18 protein-coding genes are annotated in these 22685 nt (G+C 68.9%); 13 read left to right on the top strand and 5 right to left on the bottom strand.

Going from position 1 to position 22685, the window contains the following annotated elements; all coding sequences use genetic code 11:
* Positions 1 to 35: 35 nt before the first annotated feature.
* Genes JOD63_RS17500 through JOD63_RS17510 form a run of 3 tightly spaced genes read left to right on the top strand, consistent with a single transcriptional unit; the run spans position 36 to position 5658 of the window.
* Positions 36 to 2909 carry a glycoside hydrolase family 2 TIM barrel-domain containing protein gene (locus JOD63_RS17500; protein WP_045274503.1) on the top strand — a complete coding sequence of 958 codons (2874 nt, stop codon included), beginning with the start codon at positions 36 to 38 and terminating at the stop codon, positions 2907 to 2909.
* On the top strand, positions 2906 to 4297 hold the full coding sequence (uxaC, locus tag JOD63_RS17505) for a glucuronate isomerase (protein WP_045274502.1): 1392 nt from the start codon (positions 2906 to 2908) through the stop codon (positions 4295 to 4297). The genes JOD63_RS17500 and uxaC overlap by 4 nt, the downstream gene beginning before the upstream one ends.
* A 14-nt stretch (positions 4298 to 4311) precedes the next feature.
* The gene (locus JOD63_RS17510) at positions 4312 to 5658 is read left to right on the top strand and encodes a mannitol dehydrogenase family protein (protein ID WP_045274526.1); all 1347 of its coding nucleotides are present in this window, start codon (positions 4312 to 4314) and stop codon (positions 5656 to 5658) included.
* A 14-nt stretch (positions 5659 to 5672) separates the two neighbouring features.
* Here JOD63_RS17510 and JOD63_RS17515 read toward each other — a convergent pair whose 3' ends face one another.
* Entirely contained in the window at positions 5673 to 6686 is a 1014-nt protein-coding gene (locus JOD63_RS17515) for a LacI family DNA-binding transcriptional regulator (RefSeq protein ID WP_045274525.1), read from the bottom strand.
* A 182-nt stretch (positions 6687 to 6868) separates the two neighbouring features.
* Between JOD63_RS17515 and JOD63_RS17520 the strand changes: the two genes are divergently transcribed.
* From JOD63_RS17520 to JOD63_RS17540, 5 genes are all read left to right on the top strand, one after another.
* Positions 6869 to 8179: an ABC transporter substrate-binding protein gene (locus JOD63_RS17520; RefSeq protein WP_045274501.1), complete on the top strand. Its 1311-nt coding sequence runs from the start codon at positions 6869 to 6871 to the stop codon at positions 8177 to 8179.
* Positions 8180 to 8343: 164 nt separating this feature from the next.
* A complete protein-coding gene (locus JOD63_RS17525) occupies positions 8344 to 9342 on the top strand; it encodes a carbohydrate ABC transporter permease (RefSeq protein WP_045274500.1) in 999 nt (332 codons plus the stop codon).
* The gene (locus JOD63_RS17530; protein ID WP_084613348.1) at positions 9339 to 10283 is read left to right on the top strand and encodes a carbohydrate ABC transporter permease; all 945 of its coding nucleotides are present in this window, start codon (positions 9339 to 9341) and stop codon (positions 10281 to 10283) included. Before JOD63_RS17525 ends, JOD63_RS17530 begins: the two co-directional genes overlap by 4 nt.
* A gap of 9 nt (positions 10284 to 10292) precedes the next feature.
* On the top strand, positions 10293 to 10955 hold the full coding sequence (locus JOD63_RS17535; RefSeq protein ID WP_211088160.1) for a DUF624 domain-containing protein: 663 nt from the start codon (positions 10293 to 10295) through the stop codon (positions 10953 to 10955).
* A gap of 62 nt (positions 10956 to 11017) precedes the next feature.
* The gene (locus JOD63_RS17540; RefSeq protein WP_157003908.1) at positions 11018 to 11665 is read left to right on the top strand and encodes a hypothetical protein; all 648 of its coding nucleotides are present in this window, start codon (positions 11018 to 11020) and stop codon (positions 11663 to 11665) included.
* Positions 11666 to 11723: 58 nt separating this feature from the next.
* On the opposite strand, the gene JOD63_RS17545 is transcribed toward JOD63_RS17540, so the two are convergent.
* Positions 11724 to 12287: a TetR/AcrR family transcriptional regulator gene (locus JOD63_RS17545; RefSeq protein WP_084613300.1), complete on the bottom strand. Its 564-nt coding sequence runs from the start codon at positions 12285 to 12287 to the stop codon at positions 11724 to 11726.
* 69 nt (positions 12288 to 12356) lie between these two features.
* Here JOD63_RS17545 and JOD63_RS17550 point away from each other — a divergent pair, with 69 nt between their 5' ends.
* From JOD63_RS17550 to JOD63_RS17560, 3 genes are all read left to right on the top strand, one after another.
* Positions 12357 to 13196 (top strand): SDR family oxidoreductase, encoded by an 840-nt coding sequence (locus JOD63_RS17550; protein WP_045274160.1) that lies wholly within the window; start codon positions 12357 to 12359, stop codon positions 13194 to 13196.
* A gap of 61 nt (positions 13197 to 13257) precedes the next feature.
* Positions 13258 to 14274, top strand: a complete 1017-nt coding sequence (locus JOD63_RS17555; RefSeq protein WP_045274159.1) for a zinc-dependent alcohol dehydrogenase — start codon at positions 13258 to 13260, stop codon at positions 14272 to 14274.
* 15 nt (positions 14275 to 14289) lie between these two features.
* Positions 14290 to 14838 carry an isochorismatase family protein gene (locus JOD63_RS17560; RefSeq protein ID WP_045274158.1) on the top strand — a complete coding sequence of 183 codons (549 nt, stop codon included), beginning with the start codon at positions 14290 to 14292 and terminating at the stop codon, positions 14836 to 14838.
* A gap of 56 nt (positions 14839 to 14894) precedes the next feature.
* Here the strand turns inward: JOD63_RS17560 and JOD63_RS17565 are convergent, their stop codons facing one another.
* Positions 14895 to 15626 (bottom strand): TetR/AcrR family transcriptional regulator, encoded by a 732-nt coding sequence (locus tag JOD63_RS17565; protein WP_045274157.1) that lies wholly within the window; start codon positions 15624 to 15626, stop codon positions 14895 to 14897.
* 106 nt (positions 15627 to 15732) lie between these two features.
* On the opposite strand from JOD63_RS17565, the gene JOD63_RS17570 reads away from it, so the two are divergent.
* Positions 15733 to 17241: an MFS transporter gene (locus tag JOD63_RS17570; protein ID WP_045274156.1), complete on the top strand. Its 1509-nt coding sequence runs from the start codon at positions 15733 to 15735 to the stop codon at positions 17239 to 17241.
* Between the two features lie 161 nt (positions 17242 to 17402).
* Entirely contained in the window at positions 17403 to 18389 is a 987-nt protein-coding gene (locus JOD63_RS17575) for an aldo/keto reductase (RefSeq protein WP_045274155.1), read from the top strand.
* Positions 18390 to 18407: 18 nt separating this feature from the next.
* Here the strand turns inward: JOD63_RS17575 and arfA are convergent, their stop codons facing one another.
* Complete coding sequence (gene arfA / locus JOD63_RS17580) at positions 18408 to 19937, bottom strand: arabinosylfuranosidase ArfA (protein ID WP_045274154.1); 1530 nt, start codon at positions 19935 to 19937, stop codon at positions 18408 to 18410.
* Positions 19938 to 19947: 10 nt separating this feature from the next.
* Positions 19948 to 22685 (bottom strand): glycoside hydrolase family 2 TIM barrel-domain containing protein (locus tag JOD63_RS17585; RefSeq protein WP_211088161.1); only part of this gene is annotated, 2738 nt, incomplete at its 5' end.

Here is a 22685-nt window from a genome sequence, read left to right on the forward strand (position 1 = left end):
CGCTGTCGAACGTGCCACCGATGAGGAGCCCCGTCGTGCTATCGACTGAGACCACTGCGCGTCAGCACGAGCAATTCGAGACCGCCAGTGGGCTGCTGGAGCCTCGTTCCTGGGCGCACTCGAATGCTCCCCGGATCGATCTGAACGGGAGATGGCGCTTCCGGTTCAGTTCCGATCCGTCCACGCCGATCGACTTCGTCGGCGCCGTACCCGCGGGCTGGCAAGAGATCGACGTCCCATCGCACTGGCAGCTGCGCGGCTTCGGAACTCCGGTGTACACCAACCACCCCTATCCCTTTCCTCTCGATCCGCCGAGGGTTCCCGACGAGAACCCCACCGGCGACTACGTGCGCGCGTTCGATGCGCCCGCGGAGTGGCATGGCCGAATCGTGCTGCGATTCGAGGGCGTCGACTCCTTCGCGACGGTGTGGGTCAATGGCTCCGAGGTGGGATCGACGAGCGGCAGCCGCATCACGAGCGAGTTCGACATCACCGACGTGGTGCGCTCGGATGCGGCCAACGTCATCGCCGTGCGAGTGCTGCAGTGGTCGTCGAACACCTACCTCGAAGACCAAGACATGTGGTGGCTCTCGGGGATCTTCCGCGACGTGAGCTTGGAGCTGCGGCCAGTCGGGGCTATCGGCGATCACCGTATCGAGGCGGACTTCGATCCCGCCACCGGTGGCGGTTTTCTCCGTGTCGAGACCGACGTCCCCGCGATGGTCGTGATCGATGAGCTCGGAATCGAGGCCCCGGCAGGCGAGCTCATCGCGATCGACGACGTGTCGCCGTGGTCGGCGGAGGAGCCTCGGCTCTATCGCGGCCGATTGGTCTCCACCGGAGAGACCCTCGAGATCGCCGTCGGGTTCCGTCGCGTCGAAGTGCGCGATGGCCTCATCCAGGTCAACGGAAAGCGCATCCAGTTCCGCGGTGTGAACCGTCACGACTTCCACCCCGAGCACGGCCGCGCGATCGACCGTGCGACGATGCTCGCCGATGTCCTGCTGATGAAGCGGCACAACATCAACGCGGTCCGTACCAGCCACTACCCACCGCATCCGCATTTCCTCGACCTCTGCGACGAGTACGGACTGTGGGTCGTCGACGAGTGCGACTTCGAGACGCACGGTTTCGGAGCCGAGGGCGACGACGCCGGTTCTGGCAACCCCGTCGACGACGAGCGCTGGCAGACGGCTCTGGTCGGGAGGATGCGCCGCATGGTGGTCCGCGATCGCAATCACCCGAGCATCGTGATGTGGTCCCTGGGCAACGAGTGCGGTCCCGGTGTCAATGTGGCGGCGATGGCTGCGGCCGCGCGCGAGATCGATCCGACGCGGCTGATCCACTACGAGCGGGACTTCACCAGCGCGCACGTCGACGTCTACAGCCGCATGTACCTCACCTACGGCGAAGTGGAGGCGATCGGTCGTGGCGACGAGCCTGCGCTCGACGACCCCGCGCTCACCGAGCACCGTGATGCGCAGCCGTTCATCCTCGCCGAGTACGCGCATGCCATGGGCAACGGGCCTGGCGGTCTGAGCGAGTACCAGGAGCTCTTCGACGCATATCCCCGCCTGCAGGGCGGGTTCGTGTGGGAGTGGATCGACCACGGACTGCTGTCGACGGATGCTGCGGGACGGCCCTTCTACGCCTATGGCGGCGACTTCGGCGAAGAGCTGCACGACGGAAACTTCGTCGCCGACGGCCTGCTGTTCCCCGACCGAACGCCCTCGCCGGGCCTGCTCGAGCTGAAGAAGGTGCTGGAGCCTGTGCGGCTCGATCCCGTGCCGGGCGGCATTCGGGTCTTCAACGCACAGGACCACTCCGGCACGGCGCGCTACCGTGCTGAGTGGGTCTTCGAAGAGGTCGGGGTGGGGATCGCCCGGGGCGCATTCCCGCTTCCCGACGTCGCTCCCCGCGGCGAGTCCGTCGTCGAGCTCCCTGCGCTTCCGGCCACGGAGGGCGAGAGCTGGCTGACGGTCCGCGTCGTCCTCGCACGCGCGACGTCGTGGGCGGAGCAGGGGCATATCGTCTCGTCCTCGCAGTGGCAGGTCCGTTCCGCGACCGCAGAGATCCCGGCCGCGCGTGTGGCGATCGCGGCGCCCCACGTGGGCCCCGCAGAGTTCGACGCACGCGGTCGCCTGCGTCGATTCGCCGGTATCGACCTCGGGTCGCCGTGCATCGACGTCTGGCGTGCTCCGATCGACAACGATCACGGGTACTACGGCGAGGCGCTCGAACCGACCTGGCGTGCGAACGGCCTGCACCGCATGCACCATCGTGTGGAATCGGTCACATGGGACGACACCGCCCTCGTGGTCGAAACCCGCACCGCCGCTGCCGGCTCGCGCCTTGCCCTCCGCGGCGCGTGGCGCTGGAGCACCGACGGTGACGATCTCGACCTGTCGCTCGGCATCGAAGCGGAGGGGGAGTGGAGCTTCCCGCTCCCGCGCCTCGGCATCCGCGTCGGCCTCCCGGCAACCGCCCGCACAGCGGAGTGGTACGGACGAGGTCCCCTCGAGGCGTACCCCGACTCGGCCCGCTCCCAGCTCATCGGGCGCTATCTGGCCGAGATCGACGATCTGCAGACCCCCTATCTGATGCCGCAGGAGAACGGCAACCGCCTCGACACCCGCTGGCTGCGCCTGGGGCTTGCCGGTGGGTCGGCGCTGCGGGTGGCGTCGGCCGTTCCGTTCGCGTTCACCGCGCGACGCTGGACCAGCGAAGACCTCGACGCCGCACGCCATCCGAACGACCTCGTCGCGGGCGATCGTGTCTGGCTGAATCTCGACGTTGCCCAGTACGGTCTCGGCTCGGCATCCTGTGGGCCCGGCGTGCATCCGCGCCATGTGCGCGAAGTTCTTCCGGCGCGCCTCGACCTGCGGTTCACCCGAGAGGTCTCCGCATGACCGAGGCGACCGATCACCTGTTTCCCGCCGACCGGGCGACCCGAGCGATCGCGCACGAGCTGTACGACGAGGTGGCGGGCGCGCCGATCATCTCACCTCACGGGCACGTCGATCCTCGCTTGCTCGCCGATGACGCACCGTTCCGAGATCCTGCCGACCTCTTCCTCACCCACGACCACTACGTCACGCGCCTTCTGCACTCGGGTGGCATCTCGCTGGCCGACCTCGGGGTTGGACGAGCTGCACCGGTCGATCCCCGCGCCGCGTGGCGCATCCTCGCCGAGCGCTGGCACATGTTCGCGGGAACGTCGAGCGGCTACTGGCTGGAGCGCGAGCTCGAGCAGTTCTTCGGTGTCACCGAGGAGCTGTCCGCCGACTCTGCCGACCGCGTGTACGACCGCATCGCGGCTGCCCTCGCCGACCCCGCGATGCGCCCGCGCGCGCTCTTCGATCAGTTCGGCATCGACGTCCTCGCCACCACCGACGATCCTCTCGACGATCTGTCGGTCCACGCCAGGATTGCGGCGGACCCGACGTTCCCCGGGCGGGTGCTCCCGACCTTCCGGCCCGACGCGTATCTCGACCCTGCGGTCCCCGACTTCGCTGAACGCGTGGCGAGGCTCATCGCGCAGGCCGGGCAGGAGACGACGTTCTCGGGATACCTGGCGGCGATCGAGGCCCGCCGCGCGCATTTCATCGCGCACGGCGCGGTCTCCACGGATCACGGCGTGACCGAGCCGTTCGCGACGGACCTCGATCCCGACGCCGCCGAGAAGCTGTTCGCGGGCGCGATCGCAGGCGAGCTCGATGCCACGTCCGCCCGCATCTTCCGCGGCCACATGCTGTTCCAGATGGCACGCATGAGCGTGGAGGACGGACTGGTGATGACGGTGCATCCGGGCGTGTTCCGCGGCCACCACACACGCACGCTCGAGCGGTTCGGCCCCGACACCGGCCATGACATCCCGCTGCGAACCGAGTTCGTCGAAAGCCTGCGCCCGCTGCTGCAGGCGTTCGGGACCGCCCCCGGATTCCACCTCGTGCTGTTCTCCGTCGACGAGACGGCGTACTCCCGCGAGATCGCCCCGCTCGCAGGCTTCTATCCAAGCGTTTACATCGGCGCTCCGTGGTGGTTCCTCGACGCACCGGATGCGATCCTGCGATGGCGCTCGGCCGTCACTGAGACGGCGGGCTTCTATCGCGGCTCGGGGTTCATCGACGACACCCGCGCTTTCCTGTCGATCCCCGCCCGGCATGACACGGCGAGACGAATGGATGCCGCGTTCCTGGCGCGCCTCGTCATCGAAGGCCGCGTGACGCGCCGGACGGCGACCCGAATCGTCCGTGATCTCGTCGACGCCATTCCGCGAGAGGTCTTCAAGCTGTGAGCGCGATCTCGCCTGTGTCTCTCTCGCGTGACGAGCTGCGACGCAGAGGGAGCGAGTCCGATCCCGCGCCAGCCCGTATCATCCACCTCGGGCTCGGGCACTTCTTCCGCGCGCACCAGGCCTGGTACACCGCGCACGCCGCCGATGCCGACGGGTGGGGGATCGCGGCGTTCACCGGACGCGGCCCCAAGCTCGCCGCCGAGCTCACCGAACAGGATTGCCTGTTCACGCTGGTGGAGCGCGGCGCCGCCGCGGATCGCCTCGAGGTGGTGACCAGTGTCGTCGAGGCGCGCTCCGGGTCCGACGTGCACCGGCTCGTCGAGATGGCGGCGGACCCCGCCGTCGCGATCGTCACCCTCACGGTGACCGAGAACGGCTACCGCCTGACCGCGGAGGGGGCGCCCGACCTCGATGATGCCGACGTGCTCGCCGACCGTGACGATCTCCGGTCCGGCGGTTGGGGCGCACGCACCGTGCTCGGGAGACTCCTGTGCATCCTCGCAGCGCGTCGCGCGGCGGAGGCGGGGCCGATCGCCATCGTCTCGTGCGACAACATCCCGCGCAACGGAGTCTTCGTCGAGCGCGGCGTGACGGCGTTCGCGCGCGACATCGGCGCCGGCCTCGCCGAATGGGTCGACCGGAATGTCTCGTTCGTCAGCACGTCGGTCGATCGAATCACGCCGCACATCCCTGACGCGCCGCAGGCCGTGGCCGATGCCGGGTGGATCGATCGATCGACCGTGATCACCGAGCCGTTCGCCGACTGGGTTCTCGCAGGGGAGTTCCCTGCGGGGCGCCCGGCATGGGAGACCGCGGGCGCACGATTCGTCGACGACATCGAGTCGTGGGAGAACCGCAAGCTCTGGCTCCTCAACGGAGCGCACACCATCCTGGCCGTCGCCGGGCTGCCGCGCGGCCTCCTCACCGTCGCCGAGGCGATCGCCGACCCGACGTGCCGGGCCCTAGTGGAGGACTTCTGGGACGAGGCGGTTCAGTGCCTTCCTGCGGGGACGGAGCACGTGCGCTACCGCGACCAGCTGGTCGAGCGCTTCTCGAACCCGCGGATCGTGCATCAGCTGACCCAGATAGCAGCCGACACGACGGTGAAGGTCCAGTTCCGGTTCGCATCGGTCGCAGAGCGCACGGTCGCTGCGGGTCGACGAGCGTTCTGCAGTGCTCGGGCGTTCGGCGCATGGATCGACTGGGTCGTCGCACGCCCGACGTCTCCGGACCCCCGTGCCGACGACATCGCGGAGGCGGCGGCATCGGACGATCCCGTGGTCGCTCTGATCCGCATCGTGTCGCCATCGCTGGCTGCGTCGGAACCCTTCGTCTCCGAGGTGCGTGCGGCGCGGGGCTGAGAGGTCCCGCAGCCCTACGCCGTCGGTGCGACTCCGGTCGATTCGCGCCAGATCACGCGGTTGATCGGCTCGGTCGACAGCACCGGCGCCTCGTCGCGGAGCCGCCCGATCAGGCGAGCCATCGCGTTGCTGCCGATCTGCTCGATCTTCGTGTTGACCGTGGTCAGGGCGGGAATGAGGTACTCGCTGCCGGGCGCGTCATCCCATCCGGTGACGCTCAGATCGTCGGGCACCGACCACCCGCGCTGGTGGGCCGCGCGCAGCACACCCGTCGCGACGAGGTCGTTGGCGGCGATGATGGCGGTGGGTCGGTCTGAGCTGCGGATGGCTTCGACCGCGGCGATGCCCGATTCGCCCGACCAGTCGCCGTCGAAGATTCCGACCGATGCGAGTCCAAGACGGGCGATCGTCTCAGTGAACACGGTGGCCCGGGCTCGGGCCGAAGCGAATGTTCTGTCGCCGGCGATATGCAGGAAGCGGTGGTGTCCCGACTCCGCGAGGCGCTCGATCATCTCCGCCACGGGCGCGGCGTCGGCGAGATCGCCGATTCCGCGCATCTCGTCGTCGAATTCGGGCGACACGACTAGCACCGTGCCCTTCGGCAGGTTGTTCGCTGCCTCGTCGACGGTCGAGAAGGACAGGATGCCGTCGACCAGGCGGGCGTCGGCGAGTTCGAGGATGCGGGTGGAGCGCGCAGCGGCGCCACCCTCTGGGCTGATCACTTCGACCTGGTAGCCGGCCTCGTGCGCGGCGCGCGTCGCGCCCGACAGCATGCGGGTGGGGTTGAAGGCGAGCGACGGCATCACCACGGCGACTCGGCCTGTCACGCGGGACCGCATCGAACGCGCCACCAGATTGGGGCGGTAGTTCAGCTTCGCGATCGCATCGGCGACCCGCTCGCGGGTCTGAGGCTTCAGCCCCGCGCCGTCGAAGCGCAGGTACCGGGACACCGTCTGGTGCGACACGCCGGCCAGGCGGGCCACCTCCATGATCGTGGGTCGGCGCTCCGCGGCGGATGTCATCGGCATCGTCGGCTCCTTCGCTGCAGCGGCATCGAACACTCGTAGTCCCACCGTACGGGATCCTTTGACTGTGAACGATCATTCCTTACCCGACGCACGTACTGATGCGAACCTTGACAACAAAGGTGATCGTTCACTACAGTGTGGGGACACCGAATGTGAACGAACACTTTCTGGAAAGGACGAAGATGTTCCACAGCAACAAGCGGGCATTCGCCGGGGCTGCACTCGCAGCGGGCGCGGCCCTGATCCTCGCCGGCTGTGCCGGCGGGAGCACACCCGAAGCCGCATCGACCTATGACCCCGACGAAGAGGTCACGCTCGACTTCGCGTTCTGGGGCAATGACGTGCGCGCCGAGCTCTACAACGAGGCGATCGCCGCCTTCAACGAGGAGTACCCGAACATCACGGTGAACCCCACCTTCCTCGCGTGGGACGAGTACTGGGAGAAGCGCCAGACCGAAGCCGCCGGCAAGAATCTGCCCGACGTCTTCCAGATGGACATGACGTACGTCCGCCAGTACTCCGAGAACGGCCTGCTCCTCGACCTCACGCCTTACCTCGGCGGCATCATCGCTACCGATGGCTACGAGCAGAGTGTCCTCGACATCGCCTCGATCAACGACACCGTCGCGGGTATGCCGATCTCCACCAACACCCTCGGCATGTTCGAGAACCCGACGCTCGCCGGCGAGGTGGGGGTCGAGGGCTTCGGTGAGGGCACCTGGGCAGACTTCGAAGACTGGCTGTACGAGGTCAAGGATGCTGCCGACGCTGCCGGAGTCGAGGCGTGGGGCAGCGGAAACCCCTACGGATTCATCCAGTCGTTCGAGCTGACGCTGCGTTCCGAGGGCAAGTCGATCTTCACGGAGGATGGCGAGGTCGGCTTCACTGAAGAGGACCTCACCGACTTCTGGAACCAGGCTGTCCCGCTCATCGAGGATGGTGCGGTGATCCCGCAGCAGCGCATCGAAGAGCTGTCGCCGCTCGGCCCGTTCGACGCGGCCAAGACGCTCAGCGAGATCACCTGGGACAACTTCGGCGCGGGTTACCTCGCCAACCTGGGCGAGAACTACCCGACCGTCGATCTCGTCGCTCCTCCGGTCACCGAGGAGGGAGCGAAGGACCTCTACATGAAGGCCGGCATGCTCCTGTCGGGCGCGGCAGGATCCGACCACCCCGAGGCGGCTGCCACGTTCATCGACTTCATGGTGAACAGCCCCGAGGCGGGCGCTATCTTCGGCACCAACCGAGGAATGCCCGCGTCCGAGACTCAGCGGGCCGGCATTGAGATCGACGCCACCGCTCAGCAGATCCTCGACTACGAGGCATCCGTCGCTGACCGCATCGGCGACCCGCCGCCGGTCCCGATCGTCGGCTACGGCTCGGTCGAGGCGAAGTTCAAGGAGCTCGCACAGGAGCTCGGCTTCGGGACGATCTCGGTTGACGACGCGGTCTCGCAGCTGTTCGCCGAGATCGACGTGATCGTCAACCAGTAGAAGCCCATCCGCTCAGAGCGGGGGAGTCCATGTCCTCGGACTTCCCCGCTCTCCGGGTGAAGGTCGAGCCGTTGGTGCGGTGCTCGATCGGACCTCACCCGGGGGCGGGGCGTGAGCGCATTGGCCTCACGCCCCGCCGACCTCGGCACAACGGAGTCATCAAAATGGCAACCACAACCACACGAGTGATCACGACGGGCCGGCCGTCGTCGAGTCGGAGCCTGCTCCGGCGCAGCTACCGTGACGGCGATCTGCATCGGCCGGGGCAGCGTTCCCGTCAGGTCAAGGAGTCGTTGGCGGGGTACGGGTTCCTGATCCCGTGGCTGGTCGGGTTCTTCGGGCTCACGCTGGTGCCGATGGCGTACTCGCTGTACCTGTCGTTCACGAACTACAACATCTTCTCCCCGCCCAAGTGGATCGGGCTGGACAACTACGTCCGCATGTTCACGAACGACCCGTCGTTCATGCAGTCCGCGCAGATCACCCTGATCTACGTGTTCATCGGCACCCCGATCACCCTGCTCGCCGCGCTGCTGATCGCGATGCTGCTGAACTACCGCGACAAGGGCGCCGGGTTCTACCGGTCCGCGTTCTACGCCCCCTCGCTCATCGGCGGATCGGTGTCGGTCGCGATCGTGTGGCGGGCGATGTTCGCCGGCGACGGCCCGGTCGACACGACGCTGTCGCTCTTCGGCATCAACCTGGGCGGCTGGTTCGGCAACCCCGCCCTGGTGCTCCCCGCGATGATCCTGCTGTCGGTGTGGCAGTTCGGCGCCACCATGGTCATCTTCCTCGCAGGCCTGAAGCAGATCCCGAAGGAACTGTACGAAGCGGCCGAGATGGACGGCGCGAACGCCTGGCACCGGTTCCGTGCGGTCACCATCCCGATGCTCAGCCCGGTGATCTTCTTCAACCTGCTGCTCGGCCTCATCGGCGCGTTCCAGGTATTCGCTTCCGCGTACATCATCAGCAACGGGTCGGGCGGTCCGGCCGGGATGACGAACTTCATCACCCTCTACCTCTACAAGCGAGGATTCTCCGACGGACAGATGGGCTACGCCTCCGCGATCGCGTGGGTGCTGCTGGTCGTCGTCGCGATCATCGCCTTCATCCTGTTCCGCACCCAGCGATCCTGGGTCCACTACGCCGGAGACAACCGATGAGCACCACATCCTCGTTCGGTGAGAACGCCCTGCTGATCACCGAGAACCAGGTCGACCCCGACACCCGGGCCGGGCAGGCCCCCGCGAAGGGCCGCCGCAAGATCAAGCGCAACACCTGGCAGACGGTCATCTGGTTCATCGTGCTCACCGCGATCACCGTGATCGTGCTCTACCCGCTGGTCTGGCTGCTGTTCTCCACCTTCAAACCGAACAGCGAGTTCGGCCAGTCGATCGCGATCTTCCCCGAGAACCCCACCTTCGACAACTACATCAAGGTGTCAGAAGGCATCGCCGGCATCCCGATGTGGAAGTTCTTCTGGAACTCCCTGGTGCTGGCCGCCCTCGCGGTGATCGGCACGGTGCTCAGTTCCGCTCTCGCGGCCTATGCGTTCGCGCGCATCCAGTTCAAGGGCCTCGGCATCCTGTTCGCCGCGATGATCGGCACGCTGCTGCTGCCGTTCCACGTCGTGATCATCCCGCAGTACATCATCTTCAACAACCTCGGCCTGGTCGACACGTTCTGGCCCATCGTGCTGCCGAAGTTCCTCGCCACCGAAGCGTTCTTCGTGTTCCTCCTCGTGCAGTTCATCCGGCAGATGCCGCGTGAGATGGACGAAGCCGCCCGCATCGACGGCGCCGGACACCTCCGCATCTTCTGGTCGATCATCCTGCCGCTGATCAGGCCCGCCCTGATCACCTGTGCGATCTTCGCGTTCATCTGGTCGTGGAACGACTTCCTCGGACCCCTGCTCTACCTCACGAGCCCCGAGAACTACCCCCTCCCGATCGCGCTGCGTCTCTACAACGACCAGACCTCCACCAGCGACTACGGCGCGACCGTCACCGCGTCGTTCGTCGCCCTCCTCCCCGTGCTGCTGTTCTTCCTCGTGTTCCAGCGGTTCATCGTCGACGGCGTCGCCACCCAAGGCGTCAAGGGATAGCAGCCGACAATGGACCGCCGACAGATGCGAGCCGCCCGTCGCGCCGATCGCGACGGCTCCGGCCCCACGCTCGAAGAGCGCGAAGCCGCCCGCTACCCCGGGGCGACGGGCGCGTTCGCACTGTTCGGCGAAGTGCTCCTCACCGGACTCCTCGTCACCATCGCGAGCCTCCCCGTCATCACCCTCCCCGCAGCCCTCGCCGCCGGCATCCGCCACATCCGCCGCTACCTGAACGCCGAGCAGTCCCACGCCCGCCAGTTCTGGAGCGACTACCGGCACGCCCTCCCCGGCGGGCTCGCCGTCGGTGCGGTCACCACCCTCATCGCCGGCATCCTCATCGCCGACATCCTCCTCGCGAACACCGGCGCCCTGCCCGGCGGCGCCGCGATCGGGATCATCGGCTGGGCCGGCCTCACCCTCGCCGGCACCGCGCTGCTCGCCGCCGCCGGCGCCTGGACGCCCGGCACCGGATGGATGCCCGCCGTCCGCGGCATCCCCGCCGCCCTCGCGGGCGACCCGGTCGGCACGCTCTACCTCGCCGCGACCGTCGTCTTCACCGGCGTCGTGACCTGGATGCTCATCCCCCTCGTCATCGCCGCGCTCGGCTGCGCCGCCACCGCCGTCGTCGCCATCCCCGCCCGCCGCGGGGTCGGCGCGGAAACACGGCGATGACGAAGTTCCAGACCGTCGCCCATCTTGAGGGGAAGCGCCTGCGGAGTGATGCAGCGGACGAGATGCCGACCGCCGAGACCCCGTGGACGAGAGCGATCGGGCGCGTGCTCGCCGTGGGTGTGGTCGGCGTGCGGCGCTGCGATGCCATCGATTCGCGCACAGGGCGCGGGGCGGAGTTGGGTGATCTGCTGGCCCAAGCGCTGGACGCTGCGCTTCTCGTCGACGCTCGCAGCGACGGGTCCGTCCTAGCCGCCCGGGTCGACGCATGGGCCACCGATGCGATGAACGAGCCCGACACAGCGGCTGTCGTGCTCACCGTCGGGTCGGGCGTGCATCTGGCTGCTGCGCTCACTTCGCGGGCCGAGGTCGATCAGGAGCACACCGCCATCACGCTTTACGGGGCGCACGGGGTCATCCGCATCGCCGGGCCGGAGCCAACGGCGCGTGTCACCAACCGCCACGGTGTGCGGTCACTGCGCCTGCCGACGCCGTTGACGGATGCACGGCGCGAGCCATCCGTCCGTGCGTCCATGATCGCGCGGTCGCTGCTCACTGGCGCCCGAGCGCGCACGGTGGACGACCGCTGGGTCATCCGTCGCGCGACCCCGGCGGGCAGCATGGTGTCCATCGCCGGCGTCGATGTCGCGTGCCAACGTGCCGCCGCGTCACAGATGACGTTTCGTGAGCTTCGGGCACCCTGGGCGCGCTGACATCATCCGCCGTATCCGATCGCGGCCGCTCCGCTCGGCCGTGAACGAGGGTGAGATGTCAGAGAGGCGGTGCGGCGACGAGGTCGACGACGCCGATGAGGCGGTCGCGTGCTGCCGGGTCACGGGTCACGATGGCATTGAGGAGTGCGCCGATCAGGATGTCGGCGGTGACGGCTGGGTCACCCGGATGACCGGCGGCGGCGAACGCTGCGGTGATCGCCTGGCGGATGGGTCGCGAGAGCCGAGCCTCGAGGGCGTCCGCCGCGTGTGCGTCGGACGCGGCAGCGGCGAGGAGTCCGCGGAACAGCGCGGACGAATCGTCGCCGGCCAGCGCAGCGGCGGAGTCGGCCATCCACGCCCGCAGGTCGGCGCGGAGGTCTCCGGAGGAGTCGGCGACCATTGGTTGCACGGGCAGCACGTCTTCCAGCACGCAGGCTGCGACGATCGCCTGTTTGGACGGCCACCAGCGGTAAAGGGTCTGCCGGCCGACACCGGCGCGCTCGGCGATCTCCGCCAACGTGACCCTCTCGTACCCCACTGTCCGGACCAGGTCTCGCGCAACCGTCAGAGCGGCGGCGCGACCGACGCTGTTGGGTGGGCGTCCGGGGCTGGAGCGGGTCATGGTGTCACGGTAACAGGAGGTGTAGCATTTTCGTGACAGGTGTCACATTATCTTGCGAGGGAGATCGACATGGCTGACGTGGTCGTCGTCATCGGCGTAGGCGGGATGGGAGAGACCATCGCGCGTCGACAGGCCGCCGGCGCTGTCGCCGTCGTGGCCGACTACAGCGAAGACGCGATCGCGCGACTTGCCGAGTCCATGACCGACGACGGATTCCTCGTCCATCCCGTGCGGGTGGACGTGTCGTCGCGTGAATCGGTCGAGGAGCTCGCAGCGCGTGCCGCCGAGCTCGGCGACATCCGATCGGTCGTGCACACCGCCGGGCTCTCGCCCGCCCACGCTCCGCTCGACTCGGTGCTCAGCGTCGATCTGGTCGGCGTGGCGCTGGTGCTCGAGGCGTTCGGGGCTGTCGTCGCATCGGGAGCGGCAGGCGTCGTCATCTCCAGTTCGTCGAGTTATCTGCAGCCGCCGTTCACCCCCGACGAGCAGGTGGCCATCCGCACGAGCACGCCGGAAGGACTGCTGAACCTTCCCTTCTTCTCGCCTGAGGCTCTGAGTCACCACCCCGGTATCGCCTACGGCCGAGCGAAGCTAGCGAACCGAATCCAGGTTCAAGAGGCGAGCGCCGGAGCGTGGGGAAGCCGCGGCGCCCGCATCAACTCGGTGAGCCCCGGCGTGATCTCCACCAAGATGGGTCGCGCCGAGCTGGATTCGCCGTCGGGTGCATTCATGCGGGCCATGGTCGACGGCTCGGGCGCCGGACGCCTGGGTACCCCGAGCGACATCGCCGACGCGGTGACCTTCCTGCTGAGCCCGCAGGCCACATTCGTATCCGGCATCGATCTGCTCGTCGACGGCGGCGCGATCGCCGGGGTCGCCACGGGGCGCACCCCGCTGCCCGGCGCCTGAGTGACCGGCAACCCCACGAATCCGCGCTGCACCACCACACGAAACCCGACGAGGAGTCCTCATGAAATCCGTCCATGTCATCGCTGTCGACACCGAGGGATGGGTCGACGTCGAGCAGCCGGCCGTCGGCCCTGCCGATGTGCTGCTCAAGATCAAGGCGTGCGGCATCTGCGGGTCCGACGCGCTGTACGCGGGGAACGGAGGCATCCCGCCGCGCATCGGCGCCACGCCGCTCGGCCATGAGCCCGCGGCAGAGATCGTCGAGGTGGGCGCCGATGTCGAGGAACTGGCCGTGGGTGACCACGTCGTGATCGACACGATGGCCTTCACCGACGGCCTGCTGGGGTCAGGTGGCGCTCAGGGCGCGTTCTCAGAGTTCGTCGTCGTGCGCGATGCGGTCGCCGGCCGTCAGCTGCGGGTCATTCCCGACGAGGTGCCATGGCACGTCGCCGCGCTCAACGAACCCATGGCCGTGGCGTACCACGCGGTCAACCGCACCGACCCGAAGCACGGCGACAAGGTCGTCGTCTTCGGGGCCGGCCCGATCGGCCTCGGAGCGGTGCTCGGCTATCGCCGCCGCGGAGCGTCGCACATCGTCGTCGTCGACATCCTGCCCGGCCGTCTGCAGACAGCGCTCGAGATCGGAGCGGATGCCGTCATCAACTCGGCCGAAGAAGATGTCGCAGCCAGGTTGATCGAACTCCACGGTGACGGCGCGACGGTCTTCAACCGCGGCGCTCGTGCCGGCACCGACGTCTTCCTCGACGCCGCCGGGGTCGCCGTGGTCCCGCAGACCGTGACCCGGATTGCGAAGCAGGGAGCCACCCTCGGAATCGTCGCGGTGCACAAGAAGCCGGTAGAGCTCGACTTCGGAGCCATCCTCACCAGCGAGCTGACGATCGTGTGGTCGATGGGCTACCCGACCGAGATCTTCGAGGTGACCGACGACATCATCGAGAACTGGCGGAAGTATGCGCTCATCGTGAGCCACACGTTCCCGTTCGAGGAGACGCTCCAAGCGCTCGAGCTTGCGAAGACGCCGGGCGCCGCAGACAAGATCGTCGTCACGTTCGACTGAAAGAAGGAGCGCGACATGATTCCGAAAGACCCGAGCGGCGTCTCGCCCGACGCCGCCCTGCTGGTCATCGACCTCCAGCGAGGGACCGCGGCGAACCCGTTCGTCACACCCATCGAAGACGTCGTCGCACACGCAGGGCGACTCGCGACCGCCTTCCGTGCACACGGGATGCCGGTCGCCGTGGCCACGTTCGCGCTGGGCGGGGCTCCCGGCCGCTCCGAGCCCGAAGGCTTCGGGGACGCTCTGCCGGAGGTGGGTGAGGGTCCCGAGGACCTTCGCGTCACACGCACAGCCTGGAGTGCCTTCTCGGGCACAGACCTCGATCAGCAGCTGCGGGCCCGCGGCATCCATCGCCTCGTCGTCGTCGGCGTCGCCACGAGCATCGGCGTCGAGTCGACCCTCAGAGACGCCCACGATCGTGGCTACGAACTGGTGGTCGTCGCCGACGCCGTCACCGACCTCGCGGCCGAGACGCACGAGAACTCGATCGGGCGCATCTTCCCCATGATGGCGCAGGTGGTCGAAGCGGCGGAGCTCCTCACTGCCCTGGATATCCGACCCTAGTCAGGTGCAGCGGGAATAGTGACCGGCGGGGCGTCCGCCGAGTTGGCGACGAAGCGTCAGCGCCGCGCTCGCAGGCGCAGTCCGTCGAGCAGCAGGTCGAGCCCGGCGAGGAACTGGTCGCGATCGTCGTGACCGGCGAACTCGTCGACGATGTGGTGGATGAACGGGTAGCTCGCCGGGTCCAGCGCGCGCCACTGCTCGGTCGCCCGACCCAGGTACTCCTCGCGGCTCACCTCGCCGGAGACGACCTCCGCCGGCGGCTCCTGCCCCATGTCGGCCGCCGTGCCGATGACGAACCCGACGACGGCCGATGTCGCGTGGAAACGCTGACGCGGCGTCAGGTCGAGACGGAGGGTCTCCTCCCCGATCCGTTCGTACAGGCTCAGCGAGTTCGGCTGCGCGCCGGTGTTGCGCATGGCATACGCGCCGAGCCACGGGCGGTCGACGATGGCGTCGAACATCGCGGTGGCGATGGTGCGCAGGTCGGCGATCGGGTCTGCGGTGCGGACGTCGGCCACCGCGGTGTGCACGCCCGCCAGGACGGAGTCGGCGGCGAGGTCGAGGAGTTCCTCACGGCCCGAGATGTACCAGTAGACGCTCGCGGCACCGCCGCCGAGGCGCGTGGCCAGAGCGCGGATCGTCAGCCCCTGCGGTCCGGACTCGTCCAGGAGCGCGACCGCCTCCGCCAGCACGGCGTCGAGTGAGTGGGATGCGCGCCCCCGAGCATTCGGGGTGCGTGCGCGGCGGCCCCGCGGAGTTGCGGCAACGCGCTCGGTCTCGTCGCTCATCCCCTCATCCCATCACAGGGAACCGCGCACTTGCGGTTCATCGAACAATGTTCTATGTTATCGAACGTTGTTCGAGCATCGAACAGCGTTCGAGAAAGGAGCTGCCGTGAGCACCACGACATCCGCCCCGGCCGTCGGCCGCACCTACACCTCTCTGAAGGCCGCGTGGATTCCCCTCGCGGCTCTCTGCCTCGCCTTCTTCGTCGAGATGGTCGACAACACCCTGCTGTCGATCGCCCTGCCGACGATCGGGCGCGACCTCGGCGGCGACACAACGTCGCTGCAGTGGGTGACCGGCGCCTACTCGCTGACCTTCGGCGGGCTTCTGCTCACCGCCGGGTCGATCGCCGATCGCTTCGGGCGGCGGCGCGTGCTCCAGGTCGGCCTCGCCATCTTCGGCACGGTGAGCCTCGCCGTGCTGCTGGTGAGCCAGGTGTCGGAGCTGATCGCTCTCCGCGCGGTGCTCGGGATCGCGGCCGCCGCGATGGCGCCGATCACCAACTCGCTCGTCTTCCGCCTCTTCGACGACGAGAAGCTGCGCATGCGCGCGATCACCTTGATGATGGTCGTCGGCATGTCGGGCTTCGTCGTCGGTCCGCTCCTGGGCGGAACGATCCTCACCCATCTGCCGTGGCAGTGGCTCCTGATCATCAACGCCCCGATCGCGCTGATCGCGGCCCTCGGCGTGCACTTCGGAGTGCCGGCCGATGAGCCCGGCGGTCTCACGAAGGACCGCCTCGACCTGCCCGGCGCCGCGCTCAGCATCCTCGCCATCGGTCTCGCCTGCTACGCGCTCACCAGCGGCGTGCAGTTCGGATGGACGTCGCCCCTGACCATCTCCGTGATCGCCGGTGCCGCGGCATCCGTCGTCGGTTTCATCGTGCGCGAGCGCCGGGCGGCTTCGCCGATGCTCGACCTCCGGCTGCTGCGCAGCGGTACCGTGCGCGGTGCGGCGATCGCCCAGATCGGCACAGCCATCGCGATGGCGGGCGTGATGTTCGCGCTGATCCTGCACTTCCAGTACGCGTGGGGCTGGAGCCCGATGCTCGCGGGACTGGCGAACCTGCCGCTCATCCTCACCATGATCTTCGCCACGCCGTTCACCGAGATGCTCGTGCGCCGCCTCGGCCACCGCATCGCGTGCCTCGTCGGAGCTGGATTCCTGGCAGCCGGGCTGGGCCTCATGGCATGGGGCGTCGAGCGCGACTACCTCGCGATCGCGATCGCGATGGTCGTCATGACCGTCGGGCTGCGCACCGTCATGACGATCTGCGCCGTCGCGTTGATCGGCGCGATGCCCGACAACCGCACCTCGATGGGCGCCGCCCTCAACGACACGGCGCAGGAGGTCGGCACGAGCTTCGGCACCGCCGTGGTCGGCACGGTCATCGCCGTGCTCGTCACGACGGTGCTGCCCGACGGGGCGTGGAGCGCCGAGCTGACGGCGTCGTTCTTCCACGGCGAGCAGGTGCTGTTCGCGGTGCTGGCTGTCGTCGTCGGCCTCATCTCCGCCGTCGGGGCGCTCACCCTCACCGACTCGCGTGAGACCGACGAGCACCCCGCCGGCGAGGGCGAGGACGCCGCCGAGACGGCGGCCGTGCGGACGGCCGGCTGAACCCGCGCGCGCTCGCGCTGCCCGATCGACGCCGGGTCGGACCCGCGTGGGAGGGCCTGACGAGACAGGTACTCGCAGGGCATCCCGCGCGGGAGGCGACGCGCGTACGGTCGAGAGGGCGGCGAGACGGATGCCTCAGCCGCGGCGACGGAGGACTGATCATGCACAAGCGCACACTCGGACGGGACCTCGAGGTCTCAGCCATCGGCCTCGGCTGCATGGGCATGTCGCAGAGCTACGGGCCGAATCCGGGCAGTCGTGACGAGATGATCGCCGTGCTGCGCTCCGCCGTCGACCTGGGGGTCACTTTCTTCGACACCGCCGAGGTGTACGGGCCGTACGTGAACGAGGAGCTCGTGGGCGAGGCGCTCGCGCCGGTGCGCGACCAGGTCGTGATCGCGACCAAGTTCGGGTGGGACATCCAGGGCGGACGGATGGTCGGGCTCAACAGCCGGCCCGACCAGATCCGAGCGGTCGCCGACGCGTCGCTGAAGCGCCTGCGCACCGACGTGATCGACCTGTTCTACCAGCACCGCGTCGACCCGGATGTGCCGATCGAAGACGTCGCCGGCACGGTGGGCGAGCTCGTCGCCGAGGGCAAGGTGCGCCACTTCGGACTCTCCGAAGCCTCGGCCGCAACCATCCGCCGCGCTCACGCGGCCTTCCCCGTGACGGCGCTGCAGAGCGAGTATTCGTTGTGGACGCGTGACCCCGAAGCGCAGGTGCTGCCCACCCTCGTCGAGCTCGGCATCGGCTTCGTGCCGTTCAGCCCGCTCGGCAAGGGGTTCCTCACCGGCACCGTCGACCAGTCGACGTCGTTCGCCGAGGGCGACGTGCGCTCCACCATCCCGCGATTCAGCGAGGAGAATCGCGCGGCGAACCAGGCGCTCGTCGAGCACGTGGCGGCATTGGCGTCGTCGAAGGATGCCTCACCCGGCCAGATCGCACTCGCGTGGCTGCTCGCGCAGCATCCGTCGATCGTCCCGATCCCCGGCACCCGTCGCACCGCCCGCGTCGTGGAGAACGCCGGATCGACCGCGGTCGCGCTGTCGGCCGACGAGATCGACGACCTCGACGCCCTCGCCCGGCGCGTGGGCGTGCAGGGCGACCGCTACAACGACCTGCACATGGGGTACGTCGACCGCTGACCGGTCACGGTCAGCCGGTCAGCCGGCCGCCGACACCGCCGCCCACGACACCGCCGGCAGGGTGAACGAGAGCACCCCGTCCTGCAGCGTGCACGGCATGCCGGTCGTCGTGACGCGCTCCGGATCGGCGAGCGTGTTGCGGGCATGGATGTCGTCGTCGGCGAGCAGCACGGTCTCGGCGACGGTCGTGACGTCGAGGTCGCCGAGGTCGATCGTGACGACGGCCTCGGAATCGAGCGAGCGGTTGACCGCGAAGATCGCAAGGGCCCCGGCTTCGGTATCCCACGTGGCGACGGCATCCACGAGTGGAGCGTCGCCGTACCGTGACGTCGGGGTCGTGGCGACGGTGACGTCGGGGCGCAGGACGACTCCCGACGCGAGGCGCGAGGTCGCGGCGAACGGGAAGAATGTCGTCTGCCGCCAGGCCGGTCCGCCGGGCTCGGTGGTGATCGGTGCGATGACATTGACGAGTTGGGCGAGTGACGCCGACGTGACGCGGTCGGCGTTCGCGAGCAGACGGATCAGGATGCTGCCGACCACGACGCCGTCGAGCACGCTGTAGACGTCTTCGAGCAGCCGCGGCGCGACCGGCCAGTCGCGAGCGCCGGCCGTGTCGGCGGCGGCGATCGCGGCCTCCTCGTCGAGCTGATCCTTGTGGTACCAGACGTTCCACTCGTCGAACGACAGCATGATGTCCTTCTCGCCGCCCCGCTCCGCACGGACCTCGTCGGCCGCCGCCACCACCGAGTCGACGAAGCGCTGCACGTCGAGCCCCGACGCGAGGAACGACGCGTAGTCGCCGTCGTACGGCTCGTAGTAGGCGTGGCACGAGATGTAGCCGACGTAGTCGTAGGTGTGGGCGAGCACGGTGCGCTCCCATGCGCCGAACGTCGGCATGCCGGAGTCCGACGAGCCGCACGCGACGAGTTCGAGCGCGGGGTCTGCCATTCGCATGGCCGCAGCAGTGCGCGCCGCGAGCCGCCCGTAGGCGTCGGCGTCGAGGTGGCCGACCTGCCACGGGCCGTCCATCTCGTTGCCCAGGCACCACATGCGGATGGCGTGCGGCTCGGTGGTGCCGTTGGCGATGCGACGGTCGGCGAGCTCGGTGCCGGGGTGGCCGTTGGCGTACTCGAGCAGATCGAGCGCCTCGGCGATGCCCCGGGTTCCGAGGTTGACCGCCAGCATCACCTCGGCGTCGACCGTCTTCGCCCAGCGCGCGAACTCGTCGAGTCCGATCTGATTCGTCTCGGTCGAGTGCCAGGCGAGGTCGCGGCGGCGCGGCCGCTCCTCGCGCGGGCCGACGCCGTCCTCCCACTTGTACCCCGACACGAAGTTGCCGCCCGGGTAGCGGATCGTCGAGACGCCGAGTTCGCGGACGAGCTCGATCACGTCGGTGCGGAAGCCGTCGGCGTCGGCGGTCGGGTGGCCGGGCTCGTAGAGCCCGTCGTACACGCATCGCCCGAGGTGTTCGACGAACGAGCCGAACAGCCGGCGGTTTACCGGGGCGACGACCGGCGACGAGGCGAGCGAGAGGGCGGCGGTGAACATGGGACTCCGGTCAGGGGGTGTCGAAGAGGAGGGCGAAGGATGCCGGCCGCGCCGGAACGCGGTACCGGGGGAGCACCCCGGGTCCGCACGTCGCGGTGCCGACGCCGGACTGCGCGATGTCGATCGAGACGTGCGTCGCGAGCGGTTCGGGCAGGTCCGATGCATGGGTGGTCTCGGCGAGCGTCCTGCGGTCCCACGGTGAGACCGTGAGCGCGACACCGTGTTCGAGCGCGTCGCCGCCGGCGACCTGCACGCGGACGGCACCCGCGGTGGTGCGGACGATCGCCGAGCGCACACCGCGCCGCGATCCGCTCTCCTGCGGCCGAACGTGCGGTGTCACGAGATCGGATGCCGGCACCTCGTGCCAGCCGAACGTCACGCCCGCGTCGGTGTCGGGGTAGCTCGGGCCCGGACCGCGGCCGGCGAACTGCATGCCGGTCGGCGCTCCCGCCAGCGTGAGGTCGATGCCGAGGCGCGCCCAGTCGACGTCCCACGGCCCGTGCGGATCGAGCTCGAGCGTGAGCAGCAGGCCGCCGGGCGTCTCGCTCCACGACCACCGCGCGTCGATCGCCGTGTCGAACGAGGGCGCCCCGGTGCGGGTCTCCACCACGAGCGAGTGCGGTCCGTGATCGATGGAGCGCACCCGGGTCAGCATGCGGTCGATGCGGGCTGTCGCCCACCGGGCCGCCATCGGCGGAAGGTCGGGCTCATCCCATCCGGGGGCGAGGTCGTTGTCGGTGGGGGCGCGCCAGATCCCGACCTGCGGGCCGGAGAGCACGTCGAGTCCGCCGAGGCGGAGCGGGGCGCCGCGCCGATCGAACCGGTCGGCTCCCGGTGCGCTGCGCGTCGCCGCGACGGCAGGGACGGCGGACAGCTGCTGCCCGGTGGCGACGACGTGACCGGCATCGGCCCATGTCGTCGACGCTGCGAGAGCGGCCCCGACCGTGATCACGTCGGCGATGCGCGCGGTGACGTCGCCGCGGGCGCGTGCGGGGAGGGGCAGCTCGACGCGCGTACGCGGGGGTGTCGACGGCACGTCGAATTCACCCGAGGCGATCGTCGCTCCGTCGACCTCGCGTCGCCAGGTGAAGCGGAGGTGATCGGTGGTGACGTGGTCGTAGCGGTTGCCGATCGTCACGGTCTCGCGCGTCTCGTCGACCCCGATCACGACCGGCGCGATGATCGCGGCGTAGTCGACGAGTCCGGGGCGCACCTCGCGGTCGGCGCTGACGAGGCCGTCGATGACGAAGTTGTGGTCGTGCACGGACTCGCCGAAGTCGCCGCCGTACCGATGCACGCGCCGGCCGCTGTCGTCGCGGACGGTGATGGAGTGTTCCACCCACTCCCAGATGAACCCGCCGGCCAGCCGCGGGAACTCCTCGAACAGGTCCCAGTACTCGCGCACGCCGCCCGGACTGTTGCCCATCGCGTGACCGAACTCGCACTGGATGAACGGCAGTGTTCGCCGGCGCGCCTCGTCGGCGCTGATGCCGATGGGGAGCGGCTCGGAGGCCTCCTCGCCGATGCGGCGGACCTCGTCGTGCGATGCGTACATCCGCGAGTACACGTCGACGTCGCGGCTCGACCAGTCGCCCTCGTAGTGCACGAGCCGTGACGGGTCGTGCTCGCGCACCCAGCGGGCCATCGCCGTGAGGTTGCCCCCGGTGCCCGATTCGTTGCCGAGCGACCACATGATGACGCTCGCGTGGTTGCGGTCTCGAGCGACCGTGCGACGGATGCGATCGAGGAATGCCTCGCGCCACGCGGGGTCTGCGCTGGGGTTGCCGCGCCACTGCACGTACTCGTACTCGTGCGTCTCGAGGTCGCACTCGTCGATGAGGTAGACGCCGAGTTCATCGGCGAGGTCGAGGAAGTCGGGGTGCGGCGGATAGTGCGACGTGCGCACGGCGTTGATGTTGTGCTGCTTCATGAGCACGAGATCGCGGCGGGCGAGGTCGGGGGAGTAGACGCGGCCGTGCTCGGGATCGTGCTCGTGGCGGTTGACACCGCGCAGCATGATCGGCCGGCCGTTCACGCGAAGCACGCCGTCGTCGGTGCTGACGCGGCGGAAGCCGAGCCGCATCGTCACGGTCTCGGTCGGCGTCGACACCACGGCGGTGTAGAGCCGCGGCGTCTCGGCCGACCACGGTTCGACCGCGCCGACCGCGATGCGGCCGACCGGTGCGGCGTCGAGGGTGGCGGCGGCATCCGCCGACGCGCGGATGCCGAGCTCGGGAACCTCGATCGAGACCGATCCGGTCGACGCGATGCGGGCGTCGATCGTGCCCTGTCCGGTCGCCGGGTCGTAGTCGGCGATGAGGAACGTGTCATCGACGCCGTCGGTGGGTCGCCCCAGCACGGTGACGCTGCGGAAGATGCCGGGGAGCCACCACATGTCCTGGTTCTCGAGGTACGTGCCGTCGGAGAACTGGGCGACGCGCACGGCGAGCACGTTGCCCGCGGCCGCGACGACATCGGTGATGTCGAACTCGTGCGTGAGCCGGCTTCCGCGCGTGCTGCCGAGGCGCACGCCGTTGAGGTGCACCTCGGCCGCCGACTCGACGCCGTCGAAGCGCAGCAGCATCCGTCCGCGGAGGTGCGTGAGCGGCGCATCGAGGTCGAACAGGCGCACGTAGTCGCCGATCGGGTTCTCGTCGGGCGGGTGAGGGGCGTCGACCGGGAAGGGGAACTGCACGTTCGAGTAGGCGGGTGATCCGAAGCCCGACAGATTCCAGTGAGCGGGCACCG

It is taken from the genome of Microbacterium terrae (genome assembly GCF_017831975.1).
GTDB lineage: Bacteria > Actinomycetota > Actinomycetes > Actinomycetales > Microbacteriaceae > Microbacterium > Microbacterium terrae.

Bases quoted from the DNA above. Each gene is read 5' to 3' on its own strand.
- uxaC (WP_045274502.1), top strand. From the start codon at position 2,906: ATGACCGAGGCGACCGATCACCTGTTTCCCGCCGACCGGGCGACCCGA.
- JOD63_RS17515 (WP_045274525.1), bottom strand. From the start codon at position 6,686: ATGCCGATGACATCCGCCGCGGAGCGCCGACCCACGATCATGGAGGTG.
- JOD63_RS17520 (WP_045274501.1), top strand. From the start codon at position 6,869: ATGTTCCACAGCAACAAGCGGGCATTCGCCGGGGCTGCACTCGCAGCG.
- JOD63_RS17525 (WP_045274500.1), top strand. From the start codon at position 8,344: ATGGCAACCACAACCACACGAGTGATCACGACGGGCCGGCCGTCGTCG.
- JOD63_RS17530 (WP_084613348.1), top strand. From the start codon at position 9,339: ATGAGCACCACATCCTCGTTCGGTGAGAACGCCCTGCTGATCACCGAG.
- JOD63_RS17535 (WP_211088160.1), top strand. From the start codon at position 10,293: ATGGACCGCCGACAGATGCGAGCCGCCCGTCGCGCCGATCGCGACGGC.
- JOD63_RS17540 (WP_157003908.1), top strand. From the start codon at position 11,018: ATGCCGACCGCCGAGACCCCGTGGACGAGAGCGATCGGGCGCGTGCTC.
- JOD63_RS17545 (WP_084613300.1), bottom strand. From the start codon at position 12,287: ATGACCCGCTCCAGCCCCGGACGCCCACCCAACAGCGTCGGTCGCGCC.
- JOD63_RS17550 (WP_045274160.1), top strand. From the start codon at position 12,357: ATGGCTGACGTGGTCGTCGTCATCGGCGTAGGCGGGATGGGAGAGACC.
- JOD63_RS17555 (WP_045274159.1), top strand. From the start codon at position 13,258: ATGAAATCCGTCCATGTCATCGCTGTCGACACCGAGGGATGGGTCGAC.
- JOD63_RS17560 (WP_045274158.1), top strand. From the start codon at position 14,290: ATGATTCCGAAAGACCCGAGCGGCGTCTCGCCCGACGCCGCCCTGCTG.
- JOD63_RS17565 (WP_045274157.1), bottom strand. From the start codon at position 15,626: ATGAGCGACGAGACCGAGCGCGTTGCCGCAACTCCGCGGGGCCGCCGC.
- JOD63_RS17575 (WP_045274155.1), top strand. From the start codon at position 17,403: ATGCACAAGCGCACACTCGGACGGGACCTCGAGGTCTCAGCCATCGGC.
- arfA (WP_045274154.1), bottom strand. From the start codon at position 19,937: ATGTTCACCGCCGCCCTCTCGCTCGCCTCGTCGCCGGTCGTCGCCCCG.